The 13,620-nt window shown below is 72.5% G+C and carries 13 protein-coding genes; 3 read left to right on the forward strand and 10 right to left on the reverse strand.

What is annotated here, in order from left to right; all coding sequences use genetic code 11:
* Positions 1-42: 42 nt before the first annotated feature.
* Positions 43-1,074 (reverse strand): aldo/keto reductase, encoded by a 1,032-nt coding sequence (locus DEJ28_RS01375; protein WP_111114191.1) that lies wholly within the window; start codon positions 1,072-1,074, stop codon positions 43-45.
* Positions 1,075-1,257: 183 nt separating this feature from the next.
* Between DEJ28_RS01375 and DEJ28_RS01380 the strand changes: the two genes are divergently transcribed.
* Entirely contained in the window at positions 1,258-2,526 is a 1,269-nt protein-coding gene (locus tag DEJ28_RS01380) for an MFS transporter (protein ID WP_111114192.1), read from the forward strand.
* Positions 2,527-2,608: 82 nt separating this feature from the next.
* Positions 2,609-3,697, forward strand: coding sequence for an N-formylglutamate amidohydrolase (locus DEJ28_RS01385; RefSeq protein WP_111114193.1), 1,089 nt, complete (start codon positions 2,609-2,611; stop codon positions 3,695-3,697).
* A gap of 36 nt (positions 3,698-3,733) precedes the next feature.
* On the opposite strand, the gene DEJ28_RS01390 is transcribed toward DEJ28_RS01385, so the two are convergent.
* The 8 genes from DEJ28_RS01390 to DEJ28_RS01425 form a co-directional block, all read right to left on the reverse strand.
* Positions 3,734-5,077, reverse strand: coding sequence for an anaerobic C4-dicarboxylate transporter family protein (locus DEJ28_RS01390; protein WP_111114194.1), 1,344 nt, complete (start codon positions 5,075-5,077; stop codon positions 3,734-3,736).
* A 90-nt stretch (positions 5,078-5,167) separates the two neighbouring features.
* A complete protein-coding gene (locus DEJ28_RS01395; protein ID WP_111114195.1) occupies positions 5,168-5,524 on the reverse strand; it encodes a cation:proton antiporter in 357 nt (118 codons plus the stop codon).
* Positions 5,521-5,847 carry an MrpF/PhaF family protein gene (locus DEJ28_RS01400; RefSeq protein WP_181433585.1) on the reverse strand — a complete coding sequence of 109 codons (327 nt, stop codon included), beginning with the start codon at positions 5,845-5,847 and terminating at the stop codon, positions 5,521-5,523. Before DEJ28_RS01400 ends, DEJ28_RS01395 begins: the two co-directional genes overlap by 4 nt.
* A complete protein-coding gene (locus DEJ28_RS01405) occupies positions 5,844-6,431 on the reverse strand; it encodes a Na+/H+ antiporter subunit E (RefSeq protein ID WP_111114196.1) in 588 nt (195 codons plus the stop codon). Before DEJ28_RS01405 ends, DEJ28_RS01400 begins: the two co-directional genes overlap by 4 nt.
* Complete coding sequence (locus DEJ28_RS01410; protein WP_111114197.1) at positions 6,428-8,128, reverse strand: Na+/H+ antiporter subunit D; 1,701 nt, start codon at positions 8,126-8,128, stop codon at positions 6,428-6,430. The genes DEJ28_RS01405 and DEJ28_RS01410 overlap by 4 nt, the downstream gene beginning before the upstream one ends.
* Positions 8,125-8,535 carry a Na(+)/H(+) antiporter subunit C gene (locus DEJ28_RS01415; protein ID WP_111114198.1) on the reverse strand — a complete coding sequence of 137 codons (411 nt, stop codon included), beginning with the start codon at positions 8,533-8,535 and terminating at the stop codon, positions 8,125-8,127. Before DEJ28_RS01415 ends, DEJ28_RS01410 begins: the two co-directional genes overlap by 4 nt.
* Entirely contained in the window at positions 8,532-11,444 is a 2,913-nt protein-coding gene (locus tag DEJ28_RS01420; RefSeq protein ID WP_111114199.1) for a Na+/H+ antiporter subunit A, read from the reverse strand. Before DEJ28_RS01420 ends, DEJ28_RS01415 begins: the two co-directional genes overlap by 4 nt.
* Positions 11,445-11,553: 109 nt before the next feature.
* The gene (locus tag DEJ28_RS01425) at positions 11,554-12,498 is read right to left on the reverse strand and encodes a quinone oxidoreductase family protein (protein ID WP_111114200.1); all 945 of its coding nucleotides are present in this window, start codon (positions 12,496-12,498) and stop codon (positions 11,554-11,556) included.
* A gap of 10 nt (positions 12,499-12,508) precedes the next feature.
* Here DEJ28_RS01425 and DEJ28_RS01430 point away from each other — a divergent pair, with 10 nt between their 5' ends.
* Complete coding sequence (locus DEJ28_RS01430; protein WP_220034582.1) at positions 12,509-12,802, forward strand: MarR family winged helix-turn-helix transcriptional regulator; 294 nt, start codon at positions 12,509-12,511, stop codon at positions 12,800-12,802.
* 22 nt (positions 12,803-12,824) lie between these two features.
* On the opposite strand, the gene DEJ28_RS01435 is transcribed toward DEJ28_RS01430, so the two are convergent.
* On the reverse strand, positions 12,825-13,604 hold the full coding sequence (locus DEJ28_RS01435) for an SDR family NAD(P)-dependent oxidoreductase (RefSeq protein ID WP_111114380.1): 780 nt from the start codon (positions 13,602-13,604) through the stop codon (positions 12,825-12,827).
* Positions 13,605-13,620 lie beyond the last annotated feature (16 nt).

Below are 13,620 nucleotides of genomic sequence, written 5' to 3' on the forward strand. Positions count from 1 at the left end.
CTGATCGCTTGTCCGGCCCCGACCGCCCGGCCGACACGGCGGCTAGCGCTGCTGCAGCACCCGCCCGCGCAGCCGCTCCCGACTGAGCCCCGGCAACGCCACCCCGGTGTCGCCCTCGAGCACGTGGGTCCCGGGCGGCACCACCGCGTCGATGGCGTCGAGCAACTCGTCGTCGAGCGCCACCTCGGACGCCTGCACGTAGGCGTCGACGTGCGAGAGGGTCCGCGGACCGACCACGACCGAGGACACGTCCGGGTGCGTCAACGCGAAGCCCACCGCGAGTTCGAGCAACGTCAGCCCGGACTCGTCCGCCAGCCGTCCCAGCCGGTCGGCGACGTCGAGCTTGCGACGGTTCGCAGGGGCGCCGATGTCGTACGTGTGCGGCGCCTCGAGCACCCGCGGCGAGCGCGGTTGCACGGTCCCGTTCCGGTACGCGCCGGCGAGCCACCCACCGGCCAGGGGTGCGGCCGCGAGCACGCCGAGGCCGAAGCGGCGGGCGACCGGGAAGGTCGTGCGCTCCGCCGTCCGCGTGGTGATCGAGTACGGCGCGTGCGTCGCGGTCGCGCTCTTGCCGCCGGACCGCAGCCACTGGGCCTCGACGAGTTCCTCGGCCGGGAACCCGGGGAGCCCGAACGCCCGGATCTTGCCCTGCGTGACCAGGTCCGCCAGCGCGTCCAGGGTCTCGTCGAGCGACGTCGTCGGGTCGGGGTGGGCGGGCTGGTACAGGTCGATGACGTCCGTGCCGAGCCGTTCCAGGCTCCGCTCGACCGCCCGGAACATCCACCGGCGGCCGTTTCCGTGCCGTCCCGGGTCCCGATCGACGGGGTCGCCGAACCGGACCGACAGGAAGACGTCCTCACGCCGCTCGCCGAGTGCCGCCCCGACGACGCTCTCCGCGAGGCCCGCACCGTCCGCGTCGGACACGTCCACGGCCGTCACGCCGCGACCGAGCGCCTCGTGCACGAGCCGGACCGCGTCGTCGACGTCCCGCTCCGCGACGGTGGTGACCGCTCGGGTGCCGAGGGTCAGCGCGCTGACGGGGGCACCCGTCCTCCCCATGCGGCGCTGTTCCATGCGCGCCACGATAGGAGGACCGCGACGCCCACGGGCCCGGGTGACGAACCGTTACCCCTGTTAGCCTGGTCGGGCACCACCAACACGCAGTGTGTATCTACCGGCCGCCGGCTCCCCGGCGGACAACGGCGGCACCCGATGGGTCCGCCCCCTCCAGTCCGGCGGGCCGAGAAGGCACACCTCATGCTCCACAGCACCTCCGCGCCCACTCCGCCGGCCGCCGCTACGACCGCACCGGCTGTGCAGGCCGCCGACCGTTCGCTCGTCGCCCTCGCTGGACGCTGGTACTTCCCGATCGCGTTCGTCGCCCGGCTGCCCTTCGCGATGATGGTCGTCGGCGTCCTCACGCTCGTCGTCTCCGCGCGGGACTCGGTCGCCCTCGGCGGCGTCAACTCGGCCTCCGTCGGCATCGGCGCGGCGGTCTTCGGCCCGATGATCGGCGCCGCGGCGGACCGCTTCGGCCAGCGCACCGTGCTCGTGCCCGTCGGCCTGGTGAACGCCGCGCTGCTCGGCGTCTTCCCGTTCGTCGTGAACGGCTCCGCGCCGGACCTCGCCGTCCTCGCGATGGCGTTCTGCATCGGTGCGTCCGCGCCCCAGGTCGCGCCGATGTCCCGGACGCGGCTCGTCGCCATCATCCGGCAGCGCATGGCACCGGGCCGTCGTGACGCGGTCACCAGCGGCACCATGGCGTACGAGTCCGCTGCCGACGAGACCGTCTTCATCATCGGGCCGTTCCTGGTCGGCATCCTCGCGAGTGCGATCGCGCCGTGGGTCGCCGTCGCCGGGGCGTCCGCGCTGACCTTCGTGTTCGTCACCGCGTTCGCCCTGCACCCGACCGGCAGGCTCGCACTCGGGCACCACGAGGAACTCGTGCAGGCACCCGCCCGGGAACTCCTCCGCCCGCGGCTCGTCGTCGTCGTGCTCGGGATCCTCGGCGTGGGCCTGTTCTTCGGGTCGACGCTGACCTCGCTGACCGCGTTCATGGAGATCCACGGCGAGTCCTCGCAGGCCGGGCTGCTCTACGGCCTGATGGGCATCGGGTCGGCCGGTCTGGCGCTCGGTTCGGCGGCGTTCCCCCGCGGGTTCGCCCTCGGCTGGCGCTGGCTGGTGTTCGGCGTCGTCCTGCTCGGCGGGGCGATCGCGTTCTCGCAGGCCGGTTCGGTGCTCGCCGTCGGCGTGGTGCTCGCCGTGATGGGCATCGGGATCGGCCCGACCCTGGTCGCGCAGTACAGCCTCGGGTCGGACCGTTCCCCGGTCGGGCGCTCGGCGACGACGATGACGATCCTCGGGTCCGCGGTGATCGTCGGGCAGTCGATCGCGTCGGCCGTCACCGGTGACCTCGCCGAACAGCACGGCGCAGCCGTGGCGATGCTGCTGCCCGCCGCCTCCGCGGCGGTCGTGGTGCTCGCCGCGGTGGCGAACCTGCTGCTGCCGCGCCGCGCCCTGGTCTGACCACCTGACGGGCGGGAGGCACGGTGCGGGCCCGCCCCGCGCCTCCAGGCCGCGCGCCGCGCCCGGGGGATACGTTCGGGGCATGGACGAAGCGAGTCGCGTACTCATCCCCGCCGGCACCGCGTTCACGGCCGACGACGTCACGTTCTGGGCGGGCAAGGGGGACCGGCCGCTCGAGCAGGCCATCGCCGAGGCCGACCTGCTCGTCAGCGCACCGCACGCGGGAGCGGCGATCCCCGCGGAACTCGACGGCTTCCTCGCGCCCGAGTTCACCCGCCGACTGCAGTACGACTACACCGACGTGTCGACGAGCGCCGTCGTCCGGCGGTGGGCGGAGCTCGACCCCCGCGTCGTCGTCGTCGAGAACCCGCATCCCCGGATGGTGCGCGACCCGAACCGTGCGCGCCCGGCGAGCCTGGTGGACGACCTGCGCGAGGCGTTCGACCGGGTGCGTGCGGCTGGTCGGGGGCAGCGGGTGGACCTCACCGGCGTCGACGCGATCCGGCCGGTCACGTTCTCGTTCTTCCCGCTCATCGAGCCGCCGACCTCCGACGCCGCGCTGGTGTCGCTCGCCGCGGCGTTCGAAGCGGTCGGCGACCGGGGACTCGGCGTGTACGAACGGACCCGAGACGACCTCGTCGAACGGTTCATCGCGAAGACCCTCGGCACCGGCGGGACGTTCACCGCGCTGTCGTTCCACGACACCATGAACACGACCACGAGGATCGACGGAGCCGTCGACGCCCCGCGGAACGCGGCGGACCGGCTGCCCGACGTGGTGGCGCTGTCGAACCGCGGCGACGCGCACGGGGAGCGGCGCGGTGACGACGCCGTCACGATGGACCCGGCCCGGCTGCGGTCCCTGGCGTCCGCGCACCGCGTGGCGTTCGGCGTGCCGGACGACGCGGTCCTGCTCAACCAGCCGTACCTCGGCAGCCAGGAGATCATCCGCGCGGGTGCCCGGTTCGCGCAGGTGGCGAACGACGCCCGCGTGCACGGTGCGCACTTCGACGCCGTGCAGGCCGAGTTCCTCCGTGAGTTCCTGCTCGGCCCGGCGAACACCGCGGTGCTCCGGCAGCCCGGCACGGGCTGGGTCACGCCGGACGAGGCGCACATCGACGGGATCGCGCGGGCGTGCGCTGCCGCGTGGGAGGCGCACCGGGCGCAGTGACGGTCCGCGGGCGGGACGACGACCAGCGGGCCGCGCTCAGCCCCAGAGCAGGCCGAACACCGCACCGAAGACGATCGTCGACGCGGCCAGCACGAGGGTCGGCACGAAGAACGAGTGGTCGATCAGCTTCGTCCCGAGCTTCGTCGACCCCGTCGTGTCGAAGTTCGCCGCCGCGATCTGCGAGCCGTTCGTCGGCAGCAGGTAGATGCCCGCGAACGCACCGGCCCACATCCCGGACAGCAGCCCGAGCGGGATGCCCGCCGCGAGCCCGATCGGCACGATGGTCCTGGTGGCCGTCGACTGGCTCGTCGTCAGGACGCAGACCAGGAAGACGCCGAGCGCGAAGATCCAGGGCGCGGCCGTGACGAGGCCGCCGATCGACGTCGAGATCTCCTCCGTGTAGTGCGCCAGGAACGTGTCGGTCAGCCACGCGAGCCCGAAGAGCGCCACCGCGGACACCATGCCGGCGCGGAACACCGTCGCCGTCGGGACCTCGGACGCCTTCGGCCGGCTGATCAGGATGATGAGCGTGCCGACGACGAACATCACGATCTCGATGATCGGCGTCATGCTCACGGGCACCCCCTCGGCATCGAGCGGCCGGAGACCGCTGAAGAGCCCGAAGACGACGATCGCGACCACGCCGAGCAGGAACACGACGGCGGCGCGACGACCACCCGACGTCACCGTGACCTCGGCCTTCGCGGCGTCCGCGGCGGCCGAACCCGGCGGCGGGATCGTCCCGGCCGCGATCTTCGCCTGGATGTCGGCGTCCGCGGTGATCTCCTTGCCGAGGCGGCTGACGACGAACGACGACACCACGATGCCGGCCACCGCGGCGGGCAGGGTCACCTTGAGGATGTCCACGAGCTCGAACCCGTACGGCTGCACCTCGGTCAGGGTCACCATCGCCGCCATGGCAGCCGACACCGGGCTGCACGCGAGCGCGACGCCGGTGGCGACGACCGACAGGGACAGCGGCCGCGAGGGACGGATGCCGTTCCGGTACGAGAGGTCCTGGATCACGGGCAACAGCGGGTAGAGGATGTTCGAGGTCCCGGCGCCGACCGAGAACAGGAACGCCACGAGCGGCGCGATGAGCGTGATCTGCTTCGGGAAGCGCGAGATGATCCTCGCCGCGACCGACACCATCCAGTCGATGCCGCCGGCGACCTGCATGATCGACGACGCGACCACGACCGAGATGACGATGAGGAGCGCGTCGATCGGCGGCGAGCCGGGTGGCAGACGGAAGACGAAGACGAGGACCGCCACGCCGAAGCCGCCCCAGAGCCCCAACCCGACACCGCTCGACCGGGTGCCCATGACGATGCACCCGAGCACGACCAGCAGTTCGACGATGAACAGCGCGACGTCCATTCGTGACCCCTCACGAGACGTGACGCCGTTCCCTGGTCGGCGTCGGTGCCCGTGAGCCTATCCACGGAGCGTGCGCCGTGGTCGTCGGCGCTACGACTCGGTGTCGTCGACCAGCAGGTCCTCGTGCCGCAGGTCGTCCGACCGCAGCCCCGCGCGGGCGATCATGTGCGTCGACACCGGCACCAGGAACAGCTGGAACACCATGATCGGCAGCACCACCCACAGCGCCGTCCACGTCCAGACCGCGACGACGATCGCGGCCAGCGCGAACGCCAGCCCGAGGACCTGCGGCTTCGCCATCGCGTGCAGGCGGACGAGCGGGTCGGGGAACCGGACGATGCCGACGCCGGCGCCGAGCGACAGCACGGCCGCCACGAGCAGCAGGCCGAGCGCGATCCACGCCCGGACCCCGGCGCCGTCGATGAAGGCCTGGATGGTGTCGATCACGAGCGCTCCTCCGGCCTGGTGGCGGTCAGGCCGTCGTCGGACGGGTCCGACGACGGGGTGACGGCGCGGGCGACGGCGATCGTCGCGAACACGCTCGTCGCGGCGATCACCACGAGGACGGGGATCCCGGTCAGGTCCTGCCGGATGACCATGGCCGCCCCGATGACGATCAGCGCGGTGGTCAGGACCATGTCCGAGCCGATCATGCGGTCGAGGATCGTCGGACCGCGCACGATCCGGAACACCGCGAGCGCGAGCGCGACCCCGAGGAGGGCGAGCACGAGGGCGATGCCGACCCCCATGACGACGACCGCGGCGTTCACCGGGTCACCTCCGGCAGGGGTCCGGACAACTCGGAGACGTCCTGCTTCGAGCCGAGCGCACGGATCACCAGGGTCTCGATGCCGAGTGCCTCGCGCCGGGCCGCCTCGACCTGCTCGGCACGCTCCGTGTCGAGCACGTGCAACAGCAGTCGCCGGCGGCGCAGGTCGACGTCGGCGACGTACGACCCCGGCACGAGCGAGATCGCGAGCGTCGCCAGGGTGAAGGTCATCTCGGACGTCGTGTGCAGCTGCACGAGCGAGATCGAGCTGCGCCGCACGCCGCGCGGACGCAGTGCGACCCAGGCGACCCGGAACGACGCGACCACCACGAGCCCTGCCCACACCAGCAGGAACCAGCTGAAGTGCGGGATCGAGAACCGTGCGGACAGCGGGACCGGCGGCAGCGGGAGCGCCTGCGTCACGAGCAGCGCGACGACGATCCCCGAGAGCAGCGTCAGGGGTGTCCACGACCCCCACAGCAGCGCCCACAGCACGGTCAGCCCGGCCACCAGCGGCACGTCGTACCGCCACGCGACGGCGATCCGGCGGGCGTTCGTGATCCGCCGCGTGCTGTCGGTGTTCACCGTGTCCCCCCGAGGACGGCCTGCACGTAGCGGTCCGGCGACTCCAGGGACTCGGCCGCTCGGGTCGCGTAGCCGTACAGCGGCCCGGCGACGATGGTGAGGGCGACGGACCCGAGGACCGCGACGGTCGTCACGCCGACCAGCATGCGCGGCAGGCGGACGCGGGTGGGCGCCTCACCGAGACCGGCCTGCGTGTCCGTGGCCGCGGTGGTCGGACTGGAGGCGCGGCTCGCGTGCGCAGCGTCGGTGACGGTCGTCGAGCCTCCAGGGTGGAAGGCCTCGCCGCTCTCCTCGGAGACCGTCAACGGGGCCGGTTCCGGCGACCGCAGGTGCGCGTGCGGCTCGGCGACGGACGCGTGCGGCGCCGCCGCTTCGGCGGCCGGCTTCGGCCGCCAGAAGGCCGCGTCCCAGACGCGCATGAGCGCGTAGAGGGTGAGGAGGCTCGTCACGACACCCGCGCCGATGGTCACGTACGCCAGCGGCGAGCCGTCCTCGGCGGCGGCGCGGAACAGGCCGAGCTTGCCGATGAAGCCGGAGAACGGTGGGATGCCCCCCAAGTTGAACGCGGGGACGAGGTACAGCGCCGCGAGGAGCGGTGCGGCCTTGAGGAGCCCGCCGAGCGACCTCGTCGAGGTGGTCCCGCCGACCCGTTCCATCAACCCCGACACCAGGAACAAGGTGGTCTGCACGACGATGTGGTGCACCGTGTAGAAGACCGCGGCCGCGGTCCCCGCGACGGTGCCGAGGCCGACGCCCATCACCATGAAGCCGATGTGGCTGATCAGGGTGAAGGACAGCAGTCGTTTCACGTCGGTCTGCGACACCGCACCGAGCACGCCGACCACCATCGTCAGCACCGCCACGATGAGGAGCACGGTGTTGAGCTGGGGCCTCGGGAAGATGATCGTCTCGAGCCGGATGATCGCGTAGATGCCGACCTTCGTCAGCAGCCCCGCGAACACCGCCGTCACCGGAGCCGGCGCGGTCGGGTACGAGTCCGGCAACCAGAACGCCAGCGGGAACACCGCCGCCTTGATGCCGAACCCGATGAGCAGCATCGTGTGGAGCAGCAGCTGCACGTGCTCCGGCAGGCCCGCGACCCGCTCGCTGATCTGCGCGATGTTCACGGTGCCGGTCGCGCCGTACACCAGGCCGATCGCCGCGAGGAAGATCGCCGACGCGATGAGGCTCGTCACGATGTACGTCGTGCCCGCCCGGACGCGTTGCTCGCTGCCGCCGAGGGTGATGAGCACGTAGCTCGCGACGAGCAGCATCTCGAACGCGACGTACAGGTTGAAGAGGTCTCCTGCGATGAACGAGTCGAGCACCCCGGCCGCGAGCACGAGGTACGTCGGGTAGAAGATCGTCACCGGCGCTTCGCCGTCGTCCGCCGCGAGCCCCTGCCCGATCGAGAACAGCAGGACGATGAGGAGCACGCTCGCGCTCACGGTGAGGAGCAGCGCGCTGAGACGGTCCACCACGAGCGAGATGCCGTACGGCGCCTGCCACCCGCCGACCTGCACCACGATGGTGCCGTGCTGGTCGACGAGCACCATCAGGGTCGCGGCGACGGCCAGCGCCACGACGAGCACCACGACGGTGATCGCCCGCTGCAGCTTCTGGTGTCGGAGGAGTCCGAGTGCGACCGCGGCGCCGAGCAGCGGGACGAGGACGAGGAGTGGGACGAGCCAGGTCATCGGGTCGCCTCCTGTTCGGCGTCGGTGGTGGTCTCCGGGTCCTCGTCGGCCGGCTCGTCGCGCTCCCGGCCGATCGCGACGTCGGCCTCGTCGACCTCGACCTCGTCGGCGCGGGACAGCTTCCACGAGCGGTGGATGAGCGCCAGCAGGAACGCACTGACCGCGAAGGTGATGACGATCGCGGTGAGGGCGAACGCCTGTGGCAGCGGGTCGGTGATGCCCTCCGACGTCGAGCCGATCGGCGGGTTGCCCGCGGCACCCGACATCGTGAGGAGCAGCAGGTTGAGGGCGTTGCCGAGCAGCAGGAAGCCGAGCAGCATCCGGGTCAGGGAGCGTTCGAGGAGCAGGTAGACCCCGCAGGAGAACAGCACCGCCATCGCGATGACGAGGACCAGGGTGACGGTCATGTGGCGCTCCCCTCCGGAGTGGCTGCCCGGGTGTTGTCGTGCGGCGATGCCTCGGTGGTGTCCCCGGTCGGGGCCCCGGCGTCCTCGAGTCGCTGGCGGTCGACCTCGGCGCCGAGACTCCGGAGGACGTCGAGCACGAGGCCGATGACCACGAGGTAGACGCCGATGTCGAAGAACGTCGCGGTGACGAACTCCACGTGCCCGAGGACCGGGACGGTGGCCTCGAAGAACTCGGAGTACAGGGCGTCCTTGCCGAAGAACATCGGCACGATCGCCGTGACGGCCGCGGTCGCCACCCCGAGCCCGAGCAGGCGCCCCGCACGGACCGGGGCCGCCGCGCCGAGCTCGGCCGGACCGCCCGCCAGGTACCGGGCGGCGAGCGCGATGCCCGCGACCAGGCCGCCGGCGAAGCCGCCCCCGGCCGCGTTGTGCCCGGCGAACAACAGGTACACCGACAGCACGATGAGCCCGTGGAAGAGCAGCCGGACGACCACGTCGAGGAGGGCCGAGCGACCGGTCGGGATCGCGGCGCTCGTCGGGAGCCAGGCGCGCGGTTCGCCGTCCGGGCGGTGCTTGTCGCCCGCCACCATCGACGGCAGGTCCCGGAGGCGGGGCAGCGTGTCCTCTCGCGAGTTCACGAAGATCAGGCTCGCCACACCGGTGGCGGCGGCGACCACGACGGTCAGTTCGCCGAGCGTGTCCCAGCCGCGCAGGTCGACCAGTGCGACGTTCACCACGTTGAGGCCGTGCCCGAACGAGCTCGTCAGCGCCGGCAGGTCCGGCCAGAGCGGCTCCGCGGTGCGCGCCGAGGCCGCGACGACCACGACGATCGCGAGGGTCACCCCGGCGAGTCCGGCGAACAGTGCCCGGACGACCCGGAAGCGCGACGGGTTCGTCGTGGCGATCCGTGGGGGCAGCCGTCGGAGCACGAGCACGAACGCGATGAGCGTCACCGTCTCGACCACCATCTGGGTCAGCGCGAGGTCGACCGCGCCGTGCAGCACGAACAGCACGGACATGCCGTACCCGGTCACACCGACCAGGACGGCGGCGGCGAACCGGGTCTTCGCGGTCAAGACGGCGATCGCGGCGATCGACATCACGATCACGACCGGGATCTGACCCCACGAGTCGGCGAACCGGACGTGGAACGCCCACGGACCGCCGACGATCAGGTTGACCAGGGCACCGGCGACGAAGACCGACAGGATCACCGTCAGGTAGTAGGGGAGCGAACCGCGCTGGACGCCGGCGGTCAGCCCCGTGGCCACCCGGTCGAGCGCCCGCATGGTGTGCCGGTAGATGCCCGACGCGCTGGGGAAGCCGGCCAACCGGTGCTGCAGCGCTTCGACCGGACGGCGCAGGGCGAACAGCGCCAGTCCGCCCACCAGGGTGACGGCGGAGAGGCCGAGCGCCGGCTCGAGACCGTGCCAGAGCGCGAGGTGCGGGACCTCCTCACCCGGCAGGGCGGCGGCGCTCGCCGCGGGTTCGATGCCGTGCGCGACGAGCGGGGTCAGCAGGCCGAGGGCGAGCCCGGTCAGCGCCAGGACGGACGGGACGACGCCGAGGCCGTGCAGCCCGTGCGGCTCCGTCTGGGCGACACCCGGCTTGCGGGCGAACGCGCCCCAGAGGAACCGGAGCGAGTACGCCACGGTGAGGACCGACCCCACCGTCACGCCGACGAGGGCGAACCAGGCCCATCCGGCGTCCGAGCCGTGCAGGGACTCGAGGAACCCGGTGAGGACGGCCTCCTTCGCGACGAAGCCGAACGTCGGTGGGATCCCGGCCATCGAGAGGAGTGCGAGGACGGCCACCACGGCGAGCCAGGGCTTCTTCCGACCGAGGCCGCTCAGGCGCGCGAGGTCACGGGTGCCGGTCACGTGGTCGATCGCCCCGACGACGAGGAACAGCGTCGACTTGAACGCCGCGTGCGCCACGAGCAGGGCCACTCCGCCGAGGGCGACGGCCGGGGCTCCCCAGCCGGCGGCGAGCACGAGGAACCCGAGCTGGGCGACCGTGCCGTACGCCAGCAGCAGCTTGAGGTCGGTCTGCCGGAGCGCGCGGTACCCGCCGATGAGCATGCCGAGCACGCCGAGCAGGGTGATCGTCTCGCGCCAACCCTCGAGCAGCGCGAAGGCGGGGGCGAGCCGTGCGACGAGGTAGATGCCGGCCTTCACCATCGCCGCGGCGTGCAGGTACGCGCTGACCGGGGTGGGCGCGGCCATCGCGGCGGGGAGCCAGAAGTGGAACGGGACGATCGCGGACTTCGTGAGCGCGCCGAGGAGCACGAGCACCACCGACACCGAGACGACCGTGCCCGAGGGCGGGTCCGCGATGATCCCGGAGAGCGAGGTCGTGCCGGCCGTGACCGAGAGCACGACGAGTCCGGCGAGCATCGCCAGGCCGCCGGCGGTGGTGACGACGAGCGCCTGCATCGCGGCCGCACGGCTCGCCCGCTTCGCGGCGTCGTGGCCGATGAGCAGGTAGGAGAAGACCGTCGTGGCCTCCCACAGGACGAAGAGCACGATGACGTCGTCCGCGACCACGAGGCCGTACATCGACCCGGCGAAGGCGGTCAGGACGCCGGCGAACCGGCCGAGTGCGGGTTCGTGCGGCTCGAAGTACGACGCGCAGTAGACGAGCACGAGTGCGCCGACCACGGAGACCACGAGCGCGAGCACCCACGACAGGGCGTCCATCCGCAGGGCGATCGCGAGGTCGAGCTGCGGCACCCACCCGAACCGCTCGGTCACGCCGCCGTGCAACGCCGGACCGGTCTGGGCGACGGTGAGGACCGCCGCCGCAGCTGGTGCGAGGGCCGCCACGAAGAACACGCGGCGGCCGAGGACGGGGGTCAGGGCGGGGACGATCAGGGCGACGACCGCGAACGCGACGAGGACGGTGACCATCGGGCACCTCCTCGGGGTCGGGCTGCAGTCCGGCTCACTGGGCCCTCACAGCCTACGGAGCGGCCGGTGTGGAGAACCTGAGTGGCCGGACAGGTTGCCCGATCGCGCTTCAGGACACGAGCACCACTCTGCCCGCGCCGTCGTGCCCCTGTCCGCCCCACGCCCGCTCGACGTCCGCCATCCGCATCGCCGTCGCGTCGACGCGGATCGTGCCGTCGGCGATCGCGGCCACGATGTGCGGCAGCTCCGCGACGAACGCCGCGCGGCCCACCGATCCCTGACCGCTGCCGACGATCGTGAGCCCGGACGCTCGGAGTGCGGCGGACGGGATCGGGGCGTCCTGGCCGGCCGTCGAACCGATCGCCACCCAGTCGAGCCGGCGACCGCGGTCGGTGCGGGCCGTGACGACTGCGCGCACCACGTCGGCGGCGGGCTGCCCCCAGACGTAGTCGATGACGACGTCCGCCTCGGCCGCTGCCGTGCCGACCGCGTCGGGGTCGCCGAGCGGGACGACGACGTCCGCGCCCAGGTCGGTGAGGGTCGCGAGCCGAGCCGCATCGCGACCGCTGGCGACGACGTGGGACGCCCCGAGGTGCTTCGCGACCTGCACGGCGGCCCGGCCGGACGCCCCGGTCGCGCCGAGGACCAGCACGCGACTGCCGGGCTCGAACGTGATCCGGCGGCGGAGTGCGACCCAGGACGACATGACGGGGTTGGCCCCGGCGGCGATCGCGACGGGGTCCGCGCCGGCAGACAGTTCCACGCTCGCGCGGGGATCGACGGCGACGCGTTCGGCCATCGTGCCGCGGGTGTCGCTCGTCACGGCGAAGTAGCGGAGCGTGCCGTCCGGGAACCGCCCGACGCCGTCGACGCCGGGCACGAGGGGGAGGGCGCCCTCGCTCGTGTAGTGCGAGCCGTCGGCCTGGGACCGGACGCGCGGGTGGAGGCCGGCGGCGACCACGTCGACGAGCACCTCGCCGTCCCCCGGGGTCGGCTCGGTGAACTCGTGCCAGGTGGGCGGGTGGCCGAAGGCGGTGACGACTGCTGCGTGCATGGTGGCTCCTTTGGTTCGTCTGCGCGACCGGCGGTTGCGGATCGGCGACCTGGCGGACTACCTCGGGCTCGAGAAGTCGACGATGACCGGACTCGTGGCACGTGCGTCGGCCAAGGGGTTGCTCGCCCGGGAGCCGAACGCCGAGGACGCCCGCGCCGTGGACGTCGTCCTGACCGATGCCGGCCACGAGGTCGCCCGGACGCTCGAGGCGGCGATGCGCGGTGCGCTGCTCCCGCTCACCGAGCGGCTGCCCGTCACGGACCGGCGGGAACTGCGGGTGCTGCTGGAACGGATGCTGCGCTGACGGCGGCGCAGGCGACGGTTCGTCAGCGGCCGTGCGCCCGCGCCGGGATCTGCGTCGCCAGCTTGCCACCGGACACGTCGAGGAGCGTCCCCGTCACGTAGCCCGCAGCGTCGCTCGCCACGAACACGAGCAGGTCGGCGACGTCGTCCGGTGTCTCCCACCGGCGGAGCGACAGGGTGTCGAGCAGTCGGTCCTGCGCCTCGGTCGGCATGGTCGCGAAGCCGTTCATCGCCGTCGGGACCATGCCGGGCGCGTACGCGTTCACGGTGATGTCCCACGGCCCGAGCTCCGACGCGAGCACCCGGGTGAAGGCCACGACGGCGGACTTCGAGGCCGCGTAGGCGGCGCTGCCGACGCTCGGCACGATCGCGGCGAAGGACGCAGCGTTGATGATCCGGCCCCGTCCGGCGGCCTGCATGACGGGTGCGACCGCCTGGCTCATGAGGAAGGTGCCGCCCAGGTTGACGTCCATGCAGCGACGCCAGGCGTCCCACTGCAGGTCGGCGACGGTGCCCTCGACGTTGATGCCGGCGTTGTTCACCAGGATGTCGATCGTCCCGTGGCGGGCGACGACCTCGTCCACCGCCGCACGGACGGAGGCCGGGTCGGCGACGTTGCAGACGATCTGTTCGACGGCCGGCGCCCCGTCGTCGCCGGACTCGGGGGCCACCGCGTCGTCGAAGGCGAGGTCGAACGCCACGACCCGGCACCCCTCCGCCACGAAGCGTTCGGCGATCCGGTGGCCGATCCCACGCGCGGCGCCGGTGACGATCACCACGCGGTCGGTCAGGTCGAGGTGCATCGGTGCTCCCGTCGTC

The sequence above is a fragment of the Curtobacterium sp. MCPF17_002 genome (assembly GCF_003234115.2).
In the GTDB taxonomy this organism is placed as follows: Bacteria; Actinomycetota; Actinomycetes; order Actinomycetales; family Microbacteriaceae; genus Curtobacterium.